We start from the raw sequence: 22,246 nt of genomic DNA on the forward strand, positions 1-22,246 counted from the left end.
CGACTATCGCCGAACACCGAGGCCGCGAGGTGCCTTTGCGGGTGCGGTGGGTGCCCGGCCTCGGTCTTGCGGTGTGGCCCGATGCCGGCCTCGGGGTAGTCGCGGAGTCAGGTGCCGTTTTCGGCGAAAGTGTCAACCTGCCCGAGTCCCTGATCGATCTGCTTGGGAAGCGGAAACTTCGGCACACCGTCGACTTTCCCGACGCGGACGGCACGCGCCGGTATTTTCCTGCGACGGGCCTCGGGGTGCGGACTGCCGTGGAACTTCTCGACCGATGCGAGCACCTGCCTGCGGGCGGCGACATCGGGTACTACCGCTATCTGTTGTCTGGCGTCCGCGCCTACATCGCCTCGGGCTCCGCGGCACCGAGCGTCACACTTGTTGGCGGCGAACACGAGATGCGCTGGCTGCCAACGCCTTCACCCGGTTGGCATAGCTGGCTGGCGGTAGCGCAAGCATCGGCACCCCGGGCTCTCGCCGACCGGCATAGCCTAAGCGACTTTGTGGCCGAGACCCTCGACCATGAGTGCCGCCGCATCCTCGAGGCTGCCGACGCCTCGTCGAACGTGCCACTGATTGCCGGACTCGCGTCCCGATCGGCCAACCTGCTGACAGCCGATATTGGGGCCAGGAGCACCCAGGCCTGGCACGACTGGCTCGGCACCGCAGGCCCAGGCAAAGCGGCCGTGGTGATGCGGTTGCATCTGCCGCCGGACGATCCCGAAGGCCCCATTACCCCGGCCGAGCAAGTTCGGTGGCGCCTAGAAGTGTGTTTGCAAACGCCGACCGGCGAGTTACAGCCGGTGGTCCCGCATCGCACCGATGCCCACGACCTCGACGCCGTCACCACTGAGTTGGCCATTGCCATGCAGGCCTTTGGTGAACTCAGTCGTGCGGAAGCCGATCCACACAGCCTCGATTTTCTCCTCTCCACCGCCGTCGTCGACGAACTCCTGGCGCGCGGTGCTGGCGACCTGCAAACGGCGGGAATCAATGTGCTGCTACCGTCCTCGATTGCCGCGGTAACCCCGTCGCTGTCGATCAGGGCGCAGCAGACGCCGGGCGGCGGGGCGCGTCCCGGTTTTGTTGGACTCGACGAGATCTCAGATTTCGAATGGCGACTGGCGCTCGGCAGCGGCACCGGGTCGACGGAACTTTCCCAGGCCGACATCGACGAATTGGCGTCCCAGAGCGGCGATTTGGTTCGCCTGCGGGGCAAATGGCTCCGAGCCGAAGGGGCCGCGCTACACCGCGCAGCGTCGTACATTGCGGCTCAACGCGCACTGAAGTCCGACGACGACGCGCTCACCATGGCCGATCTGCTGGCGATGGTGACCGACCTCGACGAGTCGCTTCCGGTCCCGGTCGGTGCCGTGTCGGGCCTCAGTTGGCTCGACGACATCGCCACTCGCGGCGTCTTTGTGCCTCCGGAATTGACCGCACCCACCACGCTCAAAGCTCAGTTGCGGCCATACCAGCAGCGCGGACTGGAATGGCTATCAGCGCTGGGCGAGATCGGCGCGGGCGGCGTGCTGGCCGACGACATGGGCCTCGGCAAAACCGTTCAGGTGATCGCCCTGATCACCGCCAACCGGGAACGAGCAGACGCGGAGGTGGTGGTGCCGCCAGCGTTGGTGGTGTGCCCCATGTCGGTGATTGGTAACTGGCATCGGGAACTGTCGACGTTCGCCCCGCACCTGCGGGTGGTGGTGCATCACGGTGCGGGACGGTCGGCCAACCGCATCAGCAATACCCATCCGGACGTCGTCTTGACAACGTTCGCCACGCTGGCGCGCGATCGGGCCTCCTTGGCAGCCCTCCCCTGGCACGAACTCGTCGTCGACGAGGCACAACACGTCAAGAATGTGCACACTGCTGCGGCAAAGGCCTTGCGCGCCATACCCGCGCGGTCTCGAATCGCGTTGACGGGGACACCCGTTGAGAACCGTCTTGAGGATCTGCGAGCCGTGATCGACCTGGTCAATCCGGGTCTGCTGGGCAGTGCCTCAAGCTTCCGCGCGCGGTTTGCCGAACCGATTGAGCGCGACCGAGATCCGCGCGCCGTCGCACGACTGTCGTCGGTGACGCGACCATTCATCTTGCGGCGCGAGAAGACCGACCCGGCAATTGTGCCCGACCTTCCGGACAAGACTGAACTCTTGGTCCGCACCAACCTGTCGACCGAGCAGGCTGGCCTGTACCAGGCGGTACTCAACGAATTGCACGAGGCACTCGCAGACAGTCAACAGGGCGGGCCACGCCGACGCACCGTACTGGCTGCACTGACACGGCTCAAGCAAATCTGCAACCATCCGGCGCATTACCTGGGCGACGGGTCGGGAATGTTGCGGCGCGGGAATCATCGTTCCGGCAAGGTCGAGTTGATGATCGACGTGCTAACGACGTTGATCGCCGAGGGTGATCGCGCACTGGTGTTTACCCAGTTCGCCGCGTTCGCGGAACTGCTGTCGGAGTGGTTGGAACCGGTCCTCGGGACACCGGTCCCCGTGCTGCACGGTGGAAGTTCGCGGGAGCAGCGCGACGCCATGGTGGAGCGGTTTTCCCGTCCCGACGGGCCGCCGATCCTGCTCGCCACGTTGAAGGCTGGCGGCACCGGCCTGAATCTGGTGGCCGCCAACCATGTTATTCACGTTGACCGCTGGTGGAATCCGGCCGTCGAAGACCAAGCAACCGACCGCGCGTACCGGATCGGGCAGACACGCAACGTGCAGGTCAGAAAGTTCGTGTGCGTCGGAACGCTGGAGGAACGGATCGACGAAATGGTGGTCGCCAAACGCGAACTGTCGAAGTTGACGGTCAGCACTGGCGAATCCTGGCTCAGCGATCTCGACGATGACACGCTGATGGATCTGTTGGCGTTGCGGGAAGACGCGGTGTCGGAATGATGCGGGGTACAGCATGAGTCCCGGCAGGCGGAGGTCGAAACCTCCGGTCCGAGGCTATGGCATTACCGGCTGGTCTCGGGCCTTCGTCGGGGTCGTCGAAGCCGGTGCCGACCATCGTCGAATTACCGGCGCGAGACGCTATTTTCGGGAGCGCCACGTCGATGGCTTGGAGATCTCGCACGGCTCAGTCACCGGATCGGTGCGTGGCAGCCAACTCGATCCGTTCGATGTTCGCCTGGACATGCGGACCGTCGACCCGGAGACCGTGATCTCGCTACTGCAAAAGACCGGCTCGGTGGACGATCTGCTGGCCTTGGCTCGGGGAGAGCAACCCGCCGCGCTCGGGAACTTGATCGCGCCGACCGAGGCGGCCGACGTGATGTCGGATTGCTCGTGCCCCGATGACGCGCCCCGTTGCACGCACGTGCTGGCCGTGGCCTTTGAAGTGGCGGCCGAAATTGACCGTCGCCCAACCACCTTGCTCACCGTGATGGGTACCGACCTGCCAGAACTGCTCGCCCAGGCGCAGGGTGACGAAGCCGACGATGCCGGTGAACCGGACGAGTCCACGTCCGGCACGTTGATCGCCGACGACCCCTTCGGCGATCATCTGATGCCGCCCCCGGTGCCGTCGTTCCCGGCCATGGATCCGCTCACCCTCCTAGACCCGACCCTGCTACGACAGGCCTTGCGCGCCACGGGTGTTCCCCTGACCGAGGTAGCCGAAGCCCTCGACGACTTGGCGATGTATTACGACGTGCTGGAACGACGGCGGTAACGCGTTGGGCGGTCAACCCATGCATGTGCCCCGTGACCGATTCGGTCACGGGGCACATGCATGGGTTGACCAGCCGGGCTAGAAATCCCAGTCGTCGTCTTCGGTGTTGATGGCCTTGCCGATGACGTAGGAGCTACCGGAGCCGGAGAAGAAGTCGTGATTCTCGTCGGCGTTCGGCGAGAGTGCCGACAGGATCGCCGGGTTCACGTCGGTCTCGTCCTTCGGGAACATTGCCTCGTAGCCCAGGTTCATCAGGGCCTTGTTGGCGTTGTAGCGGAGGAACTTCTTGACATCCTCGGAGAGTCCGACCTCGTCGTAGAGGGCTTCGGTGTAATCGGTCTCGTTGTCGTACAGCTCAAACAGCAACTCGAAGGTGTAATCCTTCAGTTCCTGGCGACGCTCAGGGGTCTCGACTTCGAGGGCCCGCTGGTACTTGTAGCCGATGTAGTAGCCGTGGACAGCCTCGTCGCGAATGATGAGGCGGATCATGTCTGCGGTGTTTGTCAGCTTGGCGCGCGAGCTCCAGTACATCGGCAGGTAGAAGCCCGAGTAGAACAGGAACGACTCCAGCAGGGTCGACGCGATCTTGCGCTTCAGCGGGTCGTCGCCACGGTAGTAATCCATGATGATCCGAGCCTTGCGCTGCAAGTACTCATTCTCTTCCGACCAGCGGAAGGCTTCGTCGATTTCCTTGGTGGAGCACAGGGTCGAGAAGATCGAGCTGTAGCTCTTGGCGTGCACCGATTCCATGAACGCGATGTTCGTCAGCACCGCTTCTTCGTGCGGGGTCGCGGCATCGGGGATCAGCGAGATCGCACCGACGGTGCCCTGGATGGTGTCGAGGAGGGTGAGTCCGGTGAAGACGCGCATCGTCAGCGTCTTCTCGTATTCGGTCAGCGTGCCCCACGACGGAATGTCGTTCGACACCGGCACCTTTTCCGGCAGCCAGAAGTTGCCGGTCAGGCGGTCCCACACCTCGGCGTCCTTGTCGTCCTGGATCCGGTTCCAGTTAATGGCTGAAACCCGGTTCACCAGCTTGACCGGTGCACCATCGGCGGGACTGTGGGCGAACTCAGACATGGCACCTCGCATAGAAAGGAAAGAGCATGGAACTTCGAACTCACCCTACCTTCCGCGGCGCCGCCTCGAAGAGTCCTACAAGCGTGTTCTGCAGAGAGTCACACGGATGCCCGACACCAGCCCCACGTCGTTCCGAATTCACCTGTGAGTAGCGACCACGAGATCGTGTGGCGCGGCTTCGTTTTCATACATTTCGGGACGGTCATTCAGTTGTCCACAGCTGGCGCAATTTCTCGCCAAATCGGCACCTCGGCAGGAACAATCATTCTTGATCTTGATACCGGTGCCGCCAGCCAACGAGAGGCCCCCTCGATGACCAACTCATCATCGGCTCTTCCGGGAGCCCCACTGCCGCAACCGTACGGCGATCCCAACACAGACCCGGCCCCGCCGGGTCGCAGTCCGCGCAGCAGCACGACCGTCGTCATCGATGTGGTCATTGGGACGCTCGCCTGGCTTGGCCTCCTCGGGTTCGGCAGCCTCGCGGTCTTCTACAGCTTCTTCTTCGCCATGGCGACCGACGCTTGCTTCACCGGTTCAGACTGCCGTGAGGACCTGGTCGGTCCCGCCATGATGTCGATCTGGGTGGCGGTCGGCTTAGCCTGGCTGACCGCCCTCATCGGAACGATCGTCTCCACTGTCCGACGTCGCATGTTCTTCTATTGGCCTCTCATCGGCCTCGTGATTACCTTCATCGGCGTCGTCATCGGGATGCAGATCATCGAGAAGGTCAATCCCTAGCTCAGACCCAGCTGGCGTCCCCGGGAGGCTATGACTCACTGGCCGAGGAGTCGACCTGCCTCGCTGAGCCAGTACATCCAGTCGCCGCCCATCATGAACTGGGCCGCCGCATTGGACAGCGCGTTGAATACCTCCATCGGAACCTCCTTCTATCTGCGGCGTCGATCCGCGCCACTGGTAGTGACATCGTCTCGGCTCGGTCCGACGTTTCCGCCCGATCAGGGCCTCAGGCGGTCGCTGGACGGATCGATAAGGATCTTGGCGTGCGCCTCGGGGTCGCCGAGCGCAGTGAACGCGGCGTCCACCCCGTCTAGGCCGACGGCACCGGTGATCAGCGGCCGGACGTCCACCTTGCGATCGGCGATCATATGCAGGGTGTCGCGGAACTCGCCCGGATCGTAGCCAAACACGAACCGCAGGTCGATCTCCTTGGTACCCGCCATCGACGGGGTGAACGAGTCGGGCTCCATGCAGACGCCGACCACCACCACACGGGAACGCAGCGGCGCGGTGCCGATGATCTGGTCGATCATGCCGGGGACTCCGACGCATTCGAAGACGACGGGGCCAGCCGGGACTTCGCCGATCTTCTCGGCAAGACGGAACGCCTGCCACCACGGGACGGGTCCCGGCACCATCCGGAGTTTGCCCATCGTGTCGAGGGCGACGCCGACGAGGTCGGTGACCGATCGGGTCTCGTTGCGGCCGGGCTTGTACGCGTCGAACGGGTCCGTCTCGCGCGGGTCGACGACCACGTGGGCGCCGAGTTCGCGCGCCAGCTCGCGGCGGCGCGACGACAGGTCGCTGGCGATGATCTTCTTCGCACCCGAGGCCTTGAGCATGGCGATCACAGCGAGCCCGATCGGCCCGCAGCCGATGACGACAGCGGCCTGTCCGCGGCCGCGTTCAGCGCGTCGCACTGCATGCCATGCGACGGCCATCGGCTCCGTTAGTGCCGCCTCGTCGTCGGGGAGCCCGTCCGGGACCAGCATCGTCATTGACTCCTGGACGACGACCTTCTCCGCGTAGGCACCCGGGGCCTTCTCAGACAGCCCGAGAAGGTGCGGGCCGGTGTCGCTGTCGACCATCGGAAGTGCAACGACCCGTGTGCCCGGCTTCCACCGCTTGTGGCAGCCGGGGCCGTAGGCGGCGACGGTACCCACGAACTCGTGGCCCATGACGATCGGCTGGTCCATGCGCATGAGGTGCGGGTAGCCTGCCTTCTCCGCGACGTCGGCGACGAGGTCGGCGTGATGACGCCCGTGCAGGTCGGAGCCGCAGATGCCGGTCCGGGTGACGTTCAGGAGCACTTGCCCCTTGCCTGGAACTGGGTCGGCCATGTCGGTCACGGTGAGTTCGCCCTGCTCGCATACGACTGCTTTCATGTCGTTGAGCGTAGACTGCCGTGCCGCCAGTTCACCGCACGCAGCCGATGAGGCCGCGCGGGTCCGGGCCAGAGTGCACAAAAACACCCCACCACCCTGCCGTTCGCTGTCATTAGAGGACGTGAACGACGGGGCGGTGAGGTGCCGCTTGTGCCTACAGTTATGCGTTACTGTGAGTTACAGCATGCAGCTGACGCAGCCATCCACCTCGGTACCTTCAAGCGCCATCTGACGCAGACGGATGTAGTACAGCGTCTTGATGCCCTTGCGCCACGCGTAGATCTGCGCTTTGTTGACGTCGCGAGTGGTCGCGGTGTCCTTGAAGAACAACGTCAGGCTCAGACCCTGATCGACGTGCTGAGTAGCGGCGGCGTAGGTGTCGATGACCTTCTCGTAGCCGATCTCGTACGCGTCCTGGAAGTACTCCAGGTTGTCGTTCGTCAGATACGGCGCCGGGTAGTAAGCGCGACCGATCTTGCCTTCCTTGCGGATCTCAATCTTCGACGCGACCGGGTGGATCGAGCTCGTCGAATGGTTGATGTAGCTGATCGAGCCGGTCGGCGGAACCGCCTGCAGGTTCTGGTTGTAGATGCCGTCCTTCTGAACGGCAGCCTTCAGCTCAATCCACTGCTCCTGCGTGGGGATCTCGATACCGGCATCGGCGAAGATCTCGCGGACCCGAGCTGTAGCCGGCTCCCACACCTGATCGGTGTACTTGTCGAAGTACTCGCCGCTGGCGTACTTGCTGTTCTCAAAGCCGGCGAACGTGGTGCCACGCTCCCTGGCGATCGCGTTCGACGCACGGATCGCGTGATACACCACCGTGTAGAAGTACATGTTGGTGAAGTCGATGCCCTCTTCGCTGCCGTAGAACACCCGCTCGCGAGCCAGGTAACCGTGCAAGTTCATCTGACCGAGGCCGATCGCGTGACCTTCGTCGTTGGCGCGCTTAATCGACGGGACCGATTCGATGGCCGTCTGATCGGCGACCGCGGTGAGGCCGCGAATCGCAGTCTCGATGCTGTGGCCAAAGTCCGGCGAATCCATCGTCTTCGCGATGTTCATGGAACCGAGGTTGCACGAGATGTCGCGACCGATGTGCGAGTACGTGAGGTCTTCGTTGAACGTCGACGGCGTCGAAACCTGCAGGATCTCCGAGCACAGGTTGGAGTGCGTAACCTTGCCCTCGATCGGGTTGGCGCGGTTCACCGTGTCCTCAAACATGATGTACGGGTAGCCCGACTCGAACTGCAGCTCAGCCAAGGTCTGGAAGAACTCGCGAGCCTTGATCTTCGACTTGCGGATCCGCTTGTCCTCGACCATTTCCTGGTACTTGTCGCTGACGTTGATGTCAGCGAACGGCACACCGTAAACACGCTCGACGTCGTACGGGCTGAACAGGTACATGTCGTCGTTGTCTTTAGCGAGCTGGAACGTGATGTCCGGGATCACGACGCCGAGCGACAGGGTCTTGATACGGATCTTCTCGTCCGCGTTCTCACGCTTGGTGTCGAGAAAACGGTAGATGTCCGGGTGGTGAGCGTGCAGGTACACGGCACCGGCACCCTGGCGGGCACCGAGCTGGTTGGCGTAGCTGAACGAGTCTTCCAGCAGCTTCATGATCGGGATAACACCCGAGCTCTGGTTCTCGATCTTCTTGATCGGCGCGCCGTGCTCACGCACGTTGCTGAGCAGCAGGGCAACGCCGCCGCCGCGCTTGGAAAGCTGCAGCGCCGAGTTGATGGAGCGGCCGATCGACTCCATGTTGTCTTCGATACGGAGCAGGAAGCACGAGACGGGCTCACCGCGCTGCTTCTTACCCGAGTTCAGGAAGGTCGGCGTGGCCGGCTGGAAACGGCCGTCCATGATCTCGTCGACCAGGTTGCGGGCGAGAGCGGTATCGCCGTCGGCCAAGGTCAACGCCACCATGCAGACGCGGTCCTCAAAGCGTTCCAGGTAGCGCTTGCCGTCGAACGTCTTGAGCGTGTAGCTCGTGTAGTACTTGAACGCGCCAAGAAAGGTCGGGAAGCGGAACTTCTTGCCGTACGCATGGCTGAACAGAAGCTTGACGAACTCGCGGTCGTACTTTTCGAGGACCTCGGGCTCGTAATAGTTTTCCTTGATCAGGTAGTCGAGCTTCTCGTCAAGATCGTGGAAGAAGACGGTGTTCTGGTTGACGTGCTGCAGGAAGTACTGGCGCGCGGCTTCCTTATCCTTCTCAAACTGAATGTTGCCGTCGGCGTCATACAGGTTGAGCATCGCGTTGAGCGCATGAAAGTCCAGATCGCCCGGCTCGTGACCGGCTGGGCCCGCGTGGGCTCCCGACTGGCTTGCCGAGATGTTGGACTGGCTGACAGAAACTGCGGTGGGCGACACTGCTTCTCCCTGGTGACACTGACATGGAATATCAGAACTTGAATACGAGCTGGTGGTGCGAAAGATTGCGGCTGGTGCGAGGTTAGGCGGCCCGGCCGGTGTACTCGGGGCTCTGCGCGAACTGCGCCAGCCCGGAGGACACCCGTTCAACGTCTTCGGGGGTACCCATCAACTCGAAGCGATACAGGTACGGCACCTGGCATTTGTGCGACACGATGTCGCCCACCATGGCGTATTCCGCCCCGAAGTTGGTGTTGCCCGCGGCGATGACGCCTCGGATGAACGACCGATTCTGTTCGATGTTGAGGAACTTGATGACTTGCTTGGGGACGTATCCCCCGCCGGCGTGAGCCGTAACGCTCCCCGCGTCGGAGATCTTGCCGCCACCGTAAGTGGGACTGATCAGTACGTAGGGTTCGTCAACGCGGAAGGATGACGTGGGATCGATGAGCGGGATCCGAACTGCCCGGAGTCCCAACTTTTTAACAAAACGATGCGTGTATTCCGACACCGACGAGAAGTAGACGATGAGCGGCACTGCGCTGCTGTCCGCAGCCATTGGCTTTTCGCGATCAGGCTGCGCGAGTTGCGAGCGACTTGATGCGATCGGGACGGAAGCCCGACCAGTGCTCGTCGCCGTTCACGACAACGGGGGCCTGCAGGTAACCGAGAGCCATCACGTAGTCGCGGGCCTCATCGTCCTGGCTGATGTCCACGATGTTGTACTCCAGGCCAGCCTTATCGAGGGCCTTGTAGGTTGCGTTGCACTGAACGCAGGCGGGCTTGGTGTAAACGGTGATGGCCATCGTGACTCCCTTTGAGATGAGGATCAATTGCGAGCGAACTACTACAGATGTTCATGACCGGTATCCCTGCTCTGAAGCAGTGAATGACATCCGCGTAACTCTTGCGTCTGCCGTTCTCCCCCCGGACTCCTCAAACACTACACCTAGTGTCTGCGGTTTTCCTAGACCACAAGAACTTGTGAATAACATTCTTGAAACTCGCAGGTCGCGGGCGAGTTGTCCACAGGTGGGTCGGCGTGTCTTCAAACGCCCGGCGTGTCGTAAATTTGATCCCCAATCCATCCCCAACGCAGTCCCCAAAGCTGTCCCCAGGATTAGCGGGGGTAGTCCCCAGAATCATCCCCAAGCACTTCCAACGCCTCCCGAGTACAGCGGCAGGGCCGGCCATGGGATCGCCATGACCGGCCCTGCCGGTGGTCGTGCGCCGTCGATGGGGGTGCCCGCCTCCGACACAAATCAACCTCGTCCCGCGGCACCCACATGAGGCCCGCGGAAGAACTGCCCTGCGGCGAACTACACCGACACGGCTACGTGATCGCCGAGTACTCGCACAGCCAAGACAGTCTGCTCAACGATCGCCGGGGTATTCATGCCCGCATCGTCGAGGCCGCCCGTACTGATACCAATTTCCACATCTTCAACGACGCGAGCGCCAGCGACGGTCAGGGCGCGACGCGCCTCCTGCCGCGACCCCGCACCGCCACGGCCACCGAGTGCCGCACCAATCACTCCGGCTGGCTTGCCACTAAGTGCGCTGGCCTGGAACGGCCGCGACAGCCAGTCGATGGCATTCTTCAACACCGCGGGCATGGTCCCGTTGTATTCGGGAGTGACGATCAGGACCGCGTCCACCGATTCCACGTAGTCACGCAATGCGGTGACGGCGGCGGCCGTCAGCTCGGGCGTATCCAGGTCTTCGTTATAGAACGGCAGGTCTGCGAGACCGTCGACGACCGTCAAAGAGATTCCGTCAGGCGCATTGGCGACCGTGACCTCGGCGAGCGCACGGTTGTGTGAAGCCGCCCGCAGGCTGCCCACGAGGACCGCGATGTTGATGTTGCCTTCAGTCATGTACGACTTTCTCCTTGATGCATTGACGTCTTTGACGCTGTCGACTTTCAACACCTTGTACAAACGGACCAGGGTCCACAGCGATTCCCCGAAGTGGACGTGATGCTGCGCACTCGAAAGAATCGCTAGTCAACGGCACGCCGCACCAACCGAAGCACCAAACACGGCATCCGCGACATGAACTAAAGTCGGGGCATGATCTCCGACGGCCCCGGCCCCCTGGAACTGCATGTGGCGAATGCCCCGGCAGTGTCAGTAGAGCGCGCCGACGCCGCGCGGAATCGGCGTTTGCTCCTGGCTTCGGCGAAGTCGCTGATCGACAGCCAGGGGGCTGCTGCTGTCACGATGGAAGCTGTTGCACGCGCGGCCGGAGTCGGCAAGGGGACGGTGTTTCGCCGCTTCGGTAATCGGACCGGGTTGATGCTGGCCCTCTTGGATCATTCCGAGTCCGACTTGCAGCAGGCTTTCCTGTCGGGACCGGAACCGTTGGGGCCGGGTGCACCACCGCTTGAGCGACTAGTGGCATACGGTCGCGCACGCCTGCGAATGACCGTCAACCACCTCGATATTCTCATCGAGGCAGGCGCGGACCAGCACGACCACCTGTCGCACCCGGTGTGGACTATGTCGACAATGCATGTGCGCATGCTGCTCGCCGAGTTGGGTTTCGGCGGTCGCCTCGACGTCGTGACCCACGCTGTGCACGCTCCGCTGATGGCGCTGACCGTCCGCCACCTGCTCGAGGTTGTCGGCATGACGTACGACGAGATCGCCGAGGACTGGGAAACCATGGTCCGCAGGTTGGCGTTGGCATACCCGTGATCGCTGCCATTCGCGTGTCTCGGTGACGCTCTCCGACCGGCGGCTCAGCTGCCGTCGCGAGTCACTACCGCAGCTTCCCTGCTCAGTTCGACGCCCGCGGGCAGCAGGCCGATAATCGGCCACGGTGCGCGGACCGGATCCGACAATCCGAGAGTTTCGGCGGTCGCGGGACCGGCGATCGGGTATCGCACGCCTGCATCGCTGATGTAGACCGGCGCCGACGCCTGCACCGAGTTGGGTTCGATACCCGTGAGCAGGACGTGTTCCCCAGATCCAGGCGGTAGGTAGACCTGATCAAGCGCGGGTCCACGACCGTCGGCCGATGCCAACACAACCGGCCTCGCCCCCGTTGGCAGCGGGAGTCGTGAGGCAACCACCAATTGCAAGGTGGCCGACCTGTCGTCCTGCTGGCGCGACCACCGGTGGCAGAGGACCGGCCACCGATCATCGACAAGGACGGGGGCTGCTTCCGGGAAGTGTCCGAGCGCGACGCTGTCGCGAACCGGTACCGAAGCGACCGCGCGCGGCGGGACACGACGGATGGCGTCATCGGCAGATGGATCAATCGAGCGCATCAGTTCGGCGGCCGGCGCCGACAGCGGTTGGACGCCGTCGGCCAATACCAGCCGAAAGCGATCGATTCCGTCGACGCCGGCGGTGGCGATCACCGATCCCACCGGCATCCCGAGCACGCCCGGCTTAGCGCGGTCGGCGACATCGGGGATGGCGAGGTCCGGCCGGACCGGGAGAGAATTGAGTAGTCCGATATCGATCGTGCGGGCCGTAGCTGACTCCAGTCCCAGCGCACGCAGCAATTCGACGCGACGCTGATCGACGCGGGCCCGCACCGGACCGACTGAAGCCGGTCCCGGCGCGGGGTAGATGAGCCATCGCTCCCCCGCCGATTCGACCAGTGCCGAGGCGCTGACTGTTGCGCCGGAACCCATCGCCCCGGCGATGATGGTCGTCCCCTCCGGTCCATCACACAGCGTCCACTGCGACTCCCCCGGCACCGCCGGCCCAGCGAGAGCGCCCGGGGCACCGGGTATTCCGACCGCAGCGCCGCGCGGATAGCGTGCCAGCGAAGCATCGCTGACATGCCGCACCGGGAGCGGTTGCCCCAGGATCAGCCGGGCCGACGCCAGGTTGGGCACCGGATGCATCACGTCGTCGACAAGGACGTACAGCGCACCGTTGTCAGCGGCGAGGATCTTGCCGTCACGGACGCTCGGCGCTGGCCTGATGAACCCGTAGATCCCAGCACCGGCCACGACGAGCACCGCCAGGATGATGCCCGCCATCAGGGACCGAGACTGTCCGCGCATCGGATCGTGCGCCATTCCCGCATCGCGGCGAACCAGTGCGTGCTCGGCTCGCGACAGCCCAAAGCGATAGCCGCTGACCTGTGCCCGCGTGGTGATATGTCGTGACATCAATCCCCCGATCAATTCCCCAGCATGGACACTAGCCGCGCGATAGCCTCATCTCGGGCCGGTTTCGAGAAGTTTGTCGCACCAGATTTCAGCTTCGGGGGGAGCACTATGACGCGAATGGTTGTGCGGAGAACTTCGCCACGCAGGGGGCATCGTCCCCAAACGCGTTCGGCTCCAGCACCGTTCGACGTTCCGTCGGAAGGCTCCCAGACTGGTTTTCGTCGCGAGACAGATTCGCTGGTAGCAGTGCTGGCAGTGACCCCGTCCGACCCGATTCCGATCGTCGTGGGCCAACCCCACGGAGCCGGTCAGCCCATCCTTCCCGCAGTGATCGCCACGATGGCCGCCCGCGATGTGGCACCGTGGTCCGTCGACATTGTTAGCCACACCATGGGGTGGTGGTCGGATGGTCCGGCAACTCGCGCGTACCGCAGTTTGCTGGGAGGTGTACCAATTGCCGCGCATCGCAGCGTCTACCTGATGGTTCGGATTCGACCCACCGATTTTCCCGACGCGGTCGCGCGACGCGGCGGCGATGGCCCCGGTGCGCTCCGCACCGCGCTGTGGTGCGTGCGGCGCCTGCGTAATCGTCTTTCCGAGAACGGCGTTCTGGCACGGCCGTTGAACGCCGCCGAGATTGCCGACCTCACCGCAAGCTTTGCGGACCGGTCCGGTGTCGACGGCTCGTCCACTTACGAATGGGTCGGTCGTGACCGCGACTCACTGGCCGCCCTGATCGCGGCCCCCGGCACCGTCGATGCCGCCTCGACGTCGCTCACCCTGCAGTTGGTTGGCGGCCCCGCTGGCCCACGACTGCGTGGAACAGTCCGTGACGGCGGCGGTCCGTCCGCCGCTCGGTCCGGCAACCACGACCTTCGACCGGTGACGGACGACGACCCCGGTTTCCTGACGCCCGAGCAGACCGCATCGCTCACGCACGTGGCACTTCCGGTCGCCGGTGATGGTCAGGTGATCGGGGCCGATCCTTCCGGTGCACCCGTCGCCTTTCGATTGGCTGGCCCCAACATCCCCCAAGCTCACGTGATCGGTGACGACACGTTGGTCCGTCAAGTGGTGGTGCGGCTCGCCGCGCTTGGAGTTCCGGTCGCTATCGCCTCCGACAACCCCCAGCGCTGGGAACGTCTGGCGATGGCTATCGGCGGCGGCTTGGTAACAATCGGGCAGCAGCGCCGACCGGCGCGGGTGCTGCTCGACGACACCGCGGCTGGCGAGGTCTCGGCACTACCGGGGTCGACGCTGCTCCGCAGGCACGCAGACACGTCGGCACTCACAGTTCCCGGACCACTACTGCGGCAGGATCGGGCCACCGGGACCGTGGTCGTGCGGGGAGCGGATCGCTCGGCCACGGCACGACTGGTTTCCACGGCTGCGGAGCGAACCCTTACCGAGGTGGACTAGCGATGGGACTTGAGGCTGTGATCAATTCCCAGTGCCGCGATCAATTTCCGGCGCTGTGATCGATACCCGGAACTAGGGCCCGGAAGAAGACCGCCTTTGCCGACTCCGCGCGCACCAGAACGTCGGGGTCGCTGTCGGACAGCCAGACGGCATCGCCCGGCCCGGCGATAAGCCGGCTACCGTCGGCACCTTCCACCACGATGCGGCCGGACATCACCGACAGCATCTGCGGTCCCGGCATATCGAAGCTGATCGATTTCGCCGATTGCATCCCCGTACCGTCGAGTTCGATTCGGGACAGTCGGAATTCGGGTGCCGGGGTCAAATAAATTCGTTCGGCACCGAGGCCACGTACCTCGGGCATGAGCTGCTCCAAGGTGACGGGTCGAAAGTCGAGGACGCGGAGCAGTTCCGGGACGTCGATGTGCTTTGGGGTCAGTCCACCTCGTAGCACGTTGTCGGAGTTGGCCATCAATTCCACCGCCATGCCGTGCAGGTAAGCGTGGAGGTTTCCAGCCGACAGGTACACGCCTTCGCCGGGCTGCAGTCGAATGCGATTCAGCAGGAGTGAGGCGAGGACACCGGGATCGCCGGGGTAGGCCTCCCCAAGTTCGAGCAACGACCGCAGTTCCAACGTGAAGCGGCCGTCTCCCGAACCCAGGACCGAAATCGCGCCTTCCAGCACCGCGGGCACCAGAGTTCCGATGACCTTGTCCGGCAGCGTCAACCAGGTGGTGAAGACCGCACGCAGACCCGCTTCGTCGGGCTGCCCGATCAGCATCCCCAAATAGGGGTCCAACGCGGGTACGTCGAGCTGCTTCAATAGTTCGATCGTGACCAGTGGGTCGCGGAATCCGGTCAGGGCATCGAATTCGGTAATGGCGACGACGAGTTCTGGCTTATGCCAATCGTCGCGGTAATTCCGTTCGGGGTCATCCAGTGCCAGGCCAGCGGCATTCTCCCGAGCAAATCCGGCAATCGCCTGCTCCAGGCTTGGATGTGCCTGCAGGGAGAGGGGTTCCTGGGCAGCCAGAATCTTCAGCAGATACGGCAAACGGGGGCCGAACTCCGCAATGGTCGCGGTGCCCAGTTCGCCTGCCGGATCGGCATCGATCACCGTCAACAGATTGTCGGGGCAGTCGAGCGGCTCGGTGCCGTCTACCGGGTGTTCGACGCGGTCGCAGACACGTGCGGGCGATGCCGGGTGGGCACCGAACCACAGTTCCGCTTCGGGATGCGCAGAAGGACTCGGTGTGCCGCGCAACTCGGCGAGTGCGGTACGCGAACCCCACGCGTACGGTCGCACTACTCCAGTCAGCAGCTTCATCAGGCCGCTTCTCCTATCAATCGAATAAACACTGCCGCCAATTCGGCACGCAGCGCCAACACCAAGTACGCGGCGAGATCCGCTGGCGAATCAGTGCCTTGGTCGCCGTCCCCGTACGGTTCGGCGATTTCTGGTCCCCCGTCTTCGGCGGGCCGCTCGGCGAGGACATCGATGTCGCCGAAGGCCGCGACTCGCCGCTCGGTGGACCAGCGGCGTGCCGCAGTCGTGAATAGTATCCCGCGGACGCCGATAGTCTTCGGTTCGTCAAAGTCAGGGTCATAAAACAAGTCGTCGGTCGGTGCCGATCCGGAAGCCCCAAACCCTTCGCGCATGCGCCCGGTCAGCGTCACTTCCGGTGCCGACGGCGTCAAGACGCCAGCGACACTGAAGGCGACATCCGAGGCGTGCGTGGCTACCGCGACAGCACCGGGAGTGTCGCCGGACCAGACCGCAGACCGGCCCTGTACCCGCATAGCGAGCAACTTGGCTTGATTGTGAAAGCTCTCCTGCGACGGATGGTCGGCGGCGGCCTCGTCATCGAGCGTATCGGCCAACTCGGCGAGATCTGGCGGGGCAGGCGTCAAACGAACATCTGTCAGGCCCGCACAGACAGCGGTAAGGGCCGCAACCATACGGCAAAAGCCGAATCGGGGATCGACGACGAGTCGCGGTGTCAGGTCCACGATCGGCTGGTTGCCCACCGCGTCGAGCAGTGGTCCCTCAAGCGGCGCGACAACGACAACTTCCGCGCGTCGGCGAAGGGCCCGCATCGCCCCGTCGGTGAGCGCCCGGTCTCCGGCATCGTCACCGGCAAGCACCACGACGTCGAGCGGCCCGATCCAACCGGGCAGCGACGGCACCACAGCTAGCGGTGCGTCCAGACGTGGGGCAATGGTGGCATTCACCAATTCTGCTGCACGGCGGGCCGTCGCGGAGGACCCCGTCACGATGACAACGGCGCGGGGACGGAGGTCGGCAAGGCTGGCGAGCACGCCTTCCGATTGCGCTTGAGACACCGACCGCACGCCGGCTCCGGCCATTGCGGCAGCGCGGAGAAGCCCTTCGCGGTCGGCGGCCAGGAGACCGTCGACATCATCGAGGTCAGTAGTCAACGCAGACATGTTTCACAGCCTAGTAGTCACCCAGCGTTTGCGGACGTGAGCGCCCACAGAAGATCGCTACAGGAAAGATCGTTAGAGACGGAGGTTGACGAGGAACGGTCAGTCAACCGGATCGGGCAGCACACGCAGATGCCCACGGCGGCCCGGGCGCGGGGTAACTGCGGGAGCCGGAGTTGGCCGTGGCGCAGCGTGGTGGCGGCCGCGCGGCACGTCGTCGAAGTCGGGGCGCCCACGAAAACCAACGCTCGGAGCGAGCGAGTTGCCGCCCGCCTCACGGACTGCTTCGGCGAGTGCCGTCAGCTCTTGATCTTCTGCGGGCTGATTGAAACCGCTTTCGCTGCGGATCATCTCCCACCCGACGGGCACGGTGATGCGGTCGGCATGCTGGGAGCACATGTCCCACGAATGCGGTTCGTCGTTGGCCGAGAGCGGCCCAATGACCGCCGTTGATTCGGCATAGACGAACGTCAGAGTCGCCACAGCTATGCGAGAACAGCCGGGCCTGCAGCACTGACGAGGGACACTCACGCCCGCCAGCCTATCGCCTCACCCATCGCACCGGACAATCGACACGCGGACGCAGCCCGGGGCGCATGTCTTAGAGTGGGCGACATGGCCAATCGAGAAGCCCCGTCGCCGTCTGGGCACCACCTCCTCGGCCCGCCACCACGACGCCTCCGTGATCGTCGGGGGCGCGGCATCCGCGGCCAGCTGATCCCCGCATCACTGCCTGCCTACCGCACGCGTGCCGACCGATTCGATGCCGTCGTCGCCGAATCGTTCACCGAGATCGATGCGCGCTGGCATGACCACTTGACCGGACTGGATGTAGCTGTCGATGACATTCCGCGCATCCTGCCGCGCGGTGACCAACCCGTGCAGTGGCCCGACGACGTCACGGCCGACGGCCAGGTACCCCTAGCTAGGTTTATTCCCAAGGGTGTCGATTTGGCGGGCAATCCGACGCGGGCGCAGATCATCTTGTTCCGTCGGCCGCTGGAACTGCGCGCACACGACGCCGAAGAGCTCCCGGAGATCTTGCGGGAGGTCCTTATTGAGCAGGTCGCCGTCTATTTGGGGGTGGACGAAGAAACCATCGAGTCCGGCCCCGATAGCGATTAGAAATGACGAGGGCAATGGCCCCCGGCGCGAACTTTCTCGCCAATAGCGAGCAGACCCTTTCGCAGCGTGGCGACAGGGTCAATTGATTGAATGAATTGGCGGCAAAATCTAGTAATGGGCTGTCCCGCCCATTACTGCAATAGCGCTTGTTTAGACGATTCCACGCTTCAGGCGACGGCGCTCACGCTCGGAGAGGCCACCCCAAATTCCGAATCGCTCATCCTTATGGAGTGCATACTCCAAGCAATCGGCCTTTACTTCGCAGCCCTGGCAAATACGCTTGGCTTCGCGGGTTGACCCGCCCTTTTCCGGAAAAAATGCTTCCGGATCAGTTTGTGCGCAAAGCGCACGGTCTTGCCATTCTTCGTCCTCGATAGAACCGAACATTCCTTCGAAGTTGTCTTGCACCACCGACAAGTGGCGCCCCTCGAAGGGATAGCCGATCGGGTCTTCACCACCAATGGATTGAAAAGTCATCCGACACCTCCCAGCTCGCAGACTTAGTTACTTGCTTCCCCCGCCATAGAGAACCGAAATTCCCTATTGGCGTGTCTCGAATGAAACCTCAACGCGGTTCCCAGAGAGCTCGGGCTGGCGCGAGAATTCAAATGACACTGATGTGATTAGACACGTTCGGGGGCGCTTGGGTCAAGCGGAAGGCGAAGATTCCTTAGTACCACCAAGGTCCGACAAAACTGTGCCAGAAGTGCTAACCCCATAGTGGGCGGGCGTGTCGAGTTTCTCACCGATGGCGTGTCGGACGCCAACTACGACGTGAAATCGTGTCATCCGTTTGGCCCCTCGAATGCCCTGCCGACCGCCGTCGTGCGAGGGAGAAAGTCCGGTCACTACAGTGGTCGGTGTGAAGGTGACGGTACTGGTAGGCGGCGTGGGCGGCGCCCGATTTCTGCTCGGCGCACGTGAAGCGTTCGGGCGCACAGCATTTCCGCAACTAGCAGACGACCCCGAGACACCAAACTCGGTGACCGCGGTCGTCAACGTTGGCGACGACGCGTACATGCACGGCGTCAGAATCTGTCCCGATCTTGACACTTGCATGTACACGCTCGGCGGCGGAATCGACCCCGAACGAGGCTGGGGCCATAAGAACGAAACGTGGAACGCCAAGGAGGAGTTGGCCGCTTACGGAGCCGATCCCGATTGGTTCGGTCTCGGAGATCGCGACCTCGCAACACACCTGATTCGAACGCAAATGCTCGAGGCTGGCTTTAGCCTTACCGATGTCACGGCCGCCTTGAATCGCCGCTGGCAACCGGGCGTTCGACTGCTCCCCGCCAGCGACCAGCGTCACGAGACCCACGTTGTCATCGATAAGCCAGGAGGCGAGGAGGGCGAGCGAGTCGCAATCCACTTCCAGGAATGGTGGGTCCGGTACCGAGCCCAGGTGCCAACACACGGTTTCGCGCAAGTCGGGCTCGACGAGGTGAAACCCGGCCCCGAGGTCATCGAGGCCATTACCGGCGCGGACATCGTCCTGCTGGCGCCGAGCAATCCGGTCGTCAGCATTGGTGCCATCACCTCCGTTCCCGGCATTCGGGCGGCCCTGCGCACCACCGCTGCGCCCGTCGTCGGCATCAGTCCCGTCATCGACAACAAGCCGCTGCGAGGCATGGCCGACGAATGCCTTTCGGTCATCAACGTCGAGACCTCGGCGGAGGGCATTGCCAAGCACTACGGGGCGCGCAGCGGCAACGGCATACTCGACGGGTGGCTCATTGCCGACGGTGATCACGCGGAAGTCGACGGCATCGCCATCGGTACCGCTCCCCTGCTGATGACCGACCCGGCGGCCACCGCCGACATGATCCGCGCCGCATGCGCCCTGGTGGGAGTGATCACACCGTGACGACCATCGGCTCCGGCGATGACCATCGCGCCGTCGAAGGCTTGCAGATCCTGCCCGTCACCGGACTCGGCGAATTCGGGCCCGACAGTGACCTAGCCGCTGATCTCATCGCGGCCGCGCCGTGGATCGCCGACGGCGACGTACTGGTCGTCACCAGCAAGGTGTTTTCCAAAACCGAGGGTCGGATGGTCGCCGCGCCGACCGACCCCGAGGAGCGAGACGCTTTCCGACGCAAGCTGATCGACGACGAGACGGTCCGGGTGGTGGCTCGCCGCAATCGCACCCTTATTACCGCCAACCGGAACGGCCTCGTGCAGGCCGCCGCCGGCGTCGACGGTTCCAATGTGCGAACCGACCAGATTGCCCTGCTGCCGCTGGATCCAGATGCCAGCGCCGCAGCACTGCGGTCGCGCCTGGCCGCCGAGTTCGGCCTGTCGGTGGCTGTGATCGTCACTGACACGATGGGACGCGCCTGGCGCACCGGTCAGACCGATGTGGCGATTGGTGCCGCAGGGATCGCCGTGAGCCATGGCTACGACGGCATCGACGACGGCTATGGCAATACATTGATGGTGACCGACATCGCGATCGCCGACGAGCTCGCCGCGGCCGCCGATCTCGTCAAGGGCAAACTCGACGGAGTTCCCGTCGCCGTCGTCCGCGGAATGAAGCCGCGCGATGATGGGAGTGTCGCGCGCGACCTGGTGAGGGACCTCGACGACGATCTGTTCCGCCTCGGCGTCGAAGAGGCGATCGAACTCGGGCAACAGCAGGCGCTCCTGACTCGCCGATCGGTCCGCCGATTCCAAGACGGGCCTGTCTCCGACACGGTAATGCGGACGGCGTTCGCCGAAGCCCTCACCGCGCCGGCACCCCATCACACCCATCCCATCAAATTCGTGTGGCTGCGCGACAAGGAGCGGCGCCGTCGCCTCCTCGATGCGATGGGACAGGCCTGGCAGTCGGATTTGGCTGCCGACGACAAGACCCCCGAGTCGATCGCCAAGCGCGTACAGCGCGGCCAGATCTTGTACGACGCACCGGAACTCGTGGTGCCCGTCATGACTGGCGAAGGTATGCACACCTACCCGGACGAGCGGCGCAATGCGTGCGAGAACACCATGTTTACCGTCGCTGGCGGTGCCGCGGTCGCTGGCCTGCTGGTGGCATTGTCGGTTCGCGGAGTCGGCAGCTGCTGGGTTGGCTCGACGATCTTCGCCGCGGACGTCGTCTGCCGCGAGCTTGACCTTCCCGCGCAGTGGCAGCCGCTCGGCGCCGTCGCGATCGGCTACCCGGCCGACGAACTCGCACTGCGCGAGCCCGCCGACGCCAACGGCCTGGTGATCGAGCTGTGAGCGAGATTGATGCTGGGGTCCTGCACGCTGCGGCGGTCGAATCGCTGACCGGCTGGGCGGCGCCCGACGCTGACCAGGATTCGCTGCGTCACGCCTACCTCGCGTTCCTCGCCGCTGCCCCCGACGGGTGCCAACGCTCCTGCGCCGCGGGCCACTTGACGGGATCGGTCGCCGTCTTCACCGCTGACCTCAAGCACGTTCTGCTGACCTTGCATCCGCGGGTCGGCAAGTGGATTCAGCTCGGTGGGCATTGCGAACCCGGCGACCCCACGCTCGCCGCCGTCGCCCTGCGCGAGGGCCTGGAGGAGTCGGGACTGTCGTCGTTGCGGCTGTCGGAGGGCCCGGTGCAACTGCACACGCACCCGATTACGTGCTCACTGGGCGTTCCGACCCGACACTTGGACGTGCGTTTCGCCGCCGTCGCCGACCCCACGTCGGACGGCAGCCTTCCGCCGATTGTTCGCAGCGACGAGTCCGTCGACCTCGCCTGGTGGCCCGTCGACGACCTCCCCAGCAACATCGACACCGAATCGGTGCCCACCCTGGTGGCCCTGGGCGTCGCCGCCTTTACCCCGCACTAACGCCCTCCCCCCATCGTTCTCGCATGATGCGTCGATTCCCGCACTATGTCTGACAT

The 22,246-nt window shown here is 63.9% G+C and carries 20 protein-coding genes; 9 read left to right on the plus strand and 11 right to left on the minus strand.

Annotated features, from left to right (window positions below; all coding sequences use genetic code 11):
* Window positions 1–29: 29 nt before the first annotated feature.
* Both WBA38_RS16150 and WBA38_RS16155 read left to right on the plus strand, forming a co-directional pair.
* On the plus strand, window positions 30–2,906 hold the full coding sequence (locus WBA38_RS16150) for a DEAD/DEAH box helicase (protein ID WP_424295485.1): 2,877 nt from the start codon (window positions 30–32) through the stop codon (window positions 2,904–2,906).
* Between the two features lie 13 nt (window positions 2,907–2,919).
* Entirely contained in the window at window positions 2,920–3,684 is a 765-nt protein-coding gene (locus WBA38_RS16155) for an SWIM zinc finger family protein (protein WP_424295483.1), read from the plus strand.
* Between the two features lie 78 nt (window positions 3,685–3,762).
* On the opposite strand, the gene nrdF is transcribed toward WBA38_RS16155, so the two are convergent.
* Window positions 3,763–4,764: a class 1b ribonucleoside-diphosphate reductase subunit beta gene (gene nrdF, locus WBA38_RS16160; RefSeq protein ID WP_424296197.1), complete on the minus strand. Its 1,002-nt coding sequence runs from the start codon at window positions 4,762–4,764 to the stop codon at window positions 3,763–3,765.
* Window positions 4,765–5,076: 312 nt separating this feature from the next.
* Here nrdF and WBA38_RS16165 point away from each other — a divergent pair, with 312 nt between their 5' ends.
* Complete coding sequence (locus WBA38_RS16165; protein ID WP_424296199.1) at window positions 5,077–5,505, plus strand: hypothetical protein; 429 nt, start codon at window positions 5,077–5,079, stop codon at window positions 5,503–5,505.
* A gap of 218 nt (window positions 5,506–5,723) precedes the next feature.
* Here the strand turns inward: WBA38_RS16165 and WBA38_RS16170 are convergent, their stop codons facing one another.
* From WBA38_RS16170 to WBA38_RS16190, 5 genes are all read right to left on the minus strand, one after another.
* A complete protein-coding gene (locus WBA38_RS16170) occupies window positions 5,724–6,890 on the minus strand; it encodes a zinc-binding dehydrogenase (protein ID WP_424296201.1) in 1,167 nt (388 codons plus the stop codon).
* A gap of 177 nt (window positions 6,891–7,067) precedes the next feature.
* On the minus strand, window positions 7,068–9,266 hold the full coding sequence (gene nrdE, locus WBA38_RS16175) for a class 1b ribonucleoside-diphosphate reductase subunit alpha (protein WP_424296202.1): 2,199 nt from the start codon (window positions 9,264–9,266) through the stop codon (window positions 7,068–7,070).
* A gap of 82 nt (window positions 9,267–9,348) precedes the next feature.
* A complete protein-coding gene (gene nrdI, locus WBA38_RS16180) occupies window positions 9,349–9,825 on the minus strand; it encodes a class Ib ribonucleoside-diphosphate reductase assembly flavoprotein NrdI (RefSeq protein ID WP_424296204.1) in 477 nt (158 codons plus the stop codon).
* A 13-nt stretch (window positions 9,826–9,838) separates the two neighbouring features.
* Window positions 9,839–10,072 carry a glutaredoxin-like protein NrdH gene (nrdH, locus tag WBA38_RS16185; RefSeq protein ID WP_424296206.1) on the minus strand — a complete coding sequence of 78 codons (234 nt, stop codon included), beginning with the start codon at window positions 10,070–10,072 and terminating at the stop codon, window positions 9,839–9,841.
* A 513-nt stretch (window positions 10,073–10,585) separates the two neighbouring features.
* Window positions 10,586–11,143 carry an NADPH-dependent FMN reductase gene (locus tag WBA38_RS16190; RefSeq protein WP_424296207.1) on the minus strand — a complete coding sequence of 186 codons (558 nt, stop codon included), beginning with the start codon at window positions 11,141–11,143 and terminating at the stop codon, window positions 10,586–10,588.
* 195 nt (window positions 11,144–11,338) lie between these two features.
* Between WBA38_RS16190 and WBA38_RS16195 the strand changes: the two genes are divergently transcribed.
* Window positions 11,339–11,965, plus strand: a complete 627-nt coding sequence (locus WBA38_RS16195; RefSeq protein ID WP_424296210.1) for a TetR/AcrR family transcriptional regulator — start codon at window positions 11,339–11,341, stop codon at window positions 11,963–11,965.
* A 44-nt stretch (window positions 11,966–12,009) separates the two neighbouring features.
* Here the strand turns inward: WBA38_RS16195 and eccB are convergent, their stop codons facing one another.
* Window positions 12,010–13,398 (minus strand): type VII secretion protein EccB, encoded by a 1,389-nt coding sequence (eccB, locus tag WBA38_RS16200; protein WP_424323121.1) that lies wholly within the window; start codon window positions 13,396–13,398, stop codon window positions 12,010–12,012.
* Window positions 13,399–13,644: 246 nt separating this feature from the next.
* On the opposite strand from eccB, the gene WBA38_RS16205 reads away from it, so the two are divergent.
* Window positions 13,645–14,817 (plus strand): type VII secretion protein EccE, encoded by a 1,173-nt coding sequence (locus WBA38_RS16205; protein ID WP_424294490.1) that lies wholly within the window; start codon window positions 13,645–13,647, stop codon window positions 14,815–14,817.
* 40 nt (window positions 14,818–14,857) lie between these two features.
* On the opposite strand, the gene manA is transcribed toward WBA38_RS16205, so the two are convergent.
* The 3 genes from manA to WBA38_RS16220 all read right to left on the minus strand — a co-directional run bounded on the left by manA (window position 14,858) and on the right by WBA38_RS16220 (window position 17,793).
* Complete coding sequence (manA, locus tag WBA38_RS16210) at window positions 14,858–16,144, minus strand: mannose-6-phosphate isomerase, class I (protein ID WP_424294489.1); 1,287 nt, start codon at window positions 16,142–16,144, stop codon at window positions 14,858–14,860.
* On the minus strand, window positions 16,144–17,265 hold the full coding sequence (locus WBA38_RS16215) for a hypothetical protein (protein ID WP_424294488.1): 1,122 nt from the start codon (window positions 17,263–17,265) through the stop codon (window positions 16,144–16,146). The genes manA and WBA38_RS16215 overlap by 1 nt, the downstream gene beginning before the upstream one ends.
* A gap of 99 nt (window positions 17,266–17,364) precedes the next feature.
* The gene (locus WBA38_RS16220) at window positions 17,365–17,793 is read right to left on the minus strand and encodes a DUF3499 domain-containing protein (protein WP_424294487.1); all 429 of its coding nucleotides are present in this window, start codon (window positions 17,791–17,793) and stop codon (window positions 17,365–17,367) included.
* Between the two features lie 84 nt (window positions 17,794–17,877).
* Here WBA38_RS16220 and WBA38_RS16225 point away from each other — a divergent pair, with 84 nt between their 5' ends.
* On the plus strand, window positions 17,878–18,387 hold the full coding sequence (locus tag WBA38_RS16225; RefSeq protein ID WP_424294486.1) for a metallopeptidase family protein: 510 nt from the start codon (window positions 17,878–17,880) through the stop codon (window positions 18,385–18,387).
* A 150-nt stretch (window positions 18,388–18,537) separates the two neighbouring features.
* Here the strand turns inward: WBA38_RS16225 and WBA38_RS16230 are convergent, their stop codons facing one another.
* Entirely contained in the window at window positions 18,538–18,774 is a 237-nt protein-coding gene (locus tag WBA38_RS16230) for a WhiB family transcriptional regulator (protein ID WP_424294491.1), read from the minus strand.
* A 475-nt stretch (window positions 18,775–19,249) separates the two neighbouring features.
* On the opposite strand from WBA38_RS16230, the gene cofD reads away from it, so the two are divergent.
* Genes cofD through WBA38_RS16245 form a run of 3 tightly spaced genes read left to right on the plus strand, consistent with a single transcriptional unit; the run spans window position 19,250 to window position 22,190 of the window.
* Window positions 19,250–20,254, plus strand: a complete 1,005-nt coding sequence (gene cofD / locus WBA38_RS16235; protein WP_424323122.1) for a 2-phospho-L-lactate transferase — start codon at window positions 19,250–19,252, stop codon at window positions 20,252–20,254.
* The gene (locus WBA38_RS16240) at window positions 20,224–21,609 is read left to right on the plus strand and encodes a coenzyme F420-0:L-glutamate ligase (protein ID WP_424297417.1); all 1,386 of its coding nucleotides are present in this window, start codon (window positions 20,224–20,226) and stop codon (window positions 21,607–21,609) included. The genes cofD and WBA38_RS16240 overlap by 31 nt, the downstream gene beginning before the upstream one ends.
* Before the next feature lie 5 nt (window positions 21,610–21,614).
* Window positions 21,615–22,190: an NUDIX hydrolase gene (locus tag WBA38_RS16245; RefSeq protein ID WP_424297420.1), complete on the plus strand. Its 576-nt coding sequence runs from the start codon at window positions 21,615–21,617 to the stop codon at window positions 22,188–22,190.
* The last annotated feature ends 56 nt before the right edge of the window (window positions 22,191–22,246 follow it).

Source organism: Gordonia sp. (in: high G+C Gram-positive bacteria) (genome assembly GCF_049647785.1).
GTDB lineage: Bacteria > Actinomycetota > Actinomycetes > Mycobacteriales > Mycobacteriaceae > Gordonia.

Bases quoted from the DNA above. Each gene is read 5' to 3' on its own strand.
- nrdI (WP_424296204.1), bottom strand. From the start codon at position 9,825: ATGGCTGCGGACAGCAGCGCAGTGCCGCTCATCGTCTACTTCTCGTCG.
- WBA38_RS16230 (WP_424294491.1), bottom strand. From the start codon at position 18,774: ATGTTCGGTTCTATCGAGGACGAAGAATGGCAAGACCGTGCGCTTTGC.
- WBA38_RS16240 (WP_424297417.1), top strand. From the start codon at position 20,224: ATGCGCCCTGGTGGGAGTGATCACACCGTGACGACCATCGGCTCCGGC.
- nrdF (WP_424296197.1), bottom strand. From the start codon at position 4,764: ATGTCTGAGTTCGCCCACAGTCCCGCCGATGGTGCACCGGTCAAGCTG.
- eccB (WP_424323121.1), bottom strand. From the start codon at position 13,398: ATGTCACGACATATCACCACGCGGGCACAGGTCAGCGGCTATCGCTTT.
- manA (WP_424294489.1), bottom strand. From the start codon at position 16,144: ATGAAGCTGCTGACTGGAGTAGTGCGACCGTACGCGTGGGGTTCGCGT.
- WBA38_RS16170 (WP_424296201.1), bottom strand. From the start codon at position 6,890: ATGAAAGCAGTCGTATGCGAGCAGGGCGAACTCACCGTGACCGACATG.
- WBA38_RS16195 (WP_424296210.1), top strand. From the start codon at position 11,339: ATGATCTCCGACGGCCCCGGCCCCCTGGAACTGCATGTGGCGAATGCC.
- WBA38_RS16165 (WP_424296199.1), top strand. From the start codon at position 5,077: ATGACCAACTCATCATCGGCTCTTCCGGGAGCCCCACTGCCGCAACCG.
- WBA38_RS16225 (WP_424294486.1), top strand. From the start codon at position 17,878: ATGGCCAATCGAGAAGCCCCGTCGCCGTCTGGGCACCACCTCCTCGGC.
- WBA38_RS16190 (WP_424296207.1), bottom strand. From the start codon at position 11,143: ATGACTGAAGGCAACATCAACATCGCGGTCCTCGTGGGCAGCCTGCGG.
- nrdH (WP_424296206.1), bottom strand. From the start codon at position 10,072: ATGGCCATCACCGTTTACACCAAGCCCGCCTGCGTTCAGTGCAACGCA.
- WBA38_RS16215 (WP_424294488.1), bottom strand. From the start codon at position 17,265: ATGTCTGCGTTGACTACTGACCTCGATGATGTCGACGGTCTCCTGGCC.
- WBA38_RS16155 (WP_424295483.1), top strand. From the start codon at position 2,920: ATGAGTCCCGGCAGGCGGAGGTCGAAACCTCCGGTCCGAGGCTATGGC.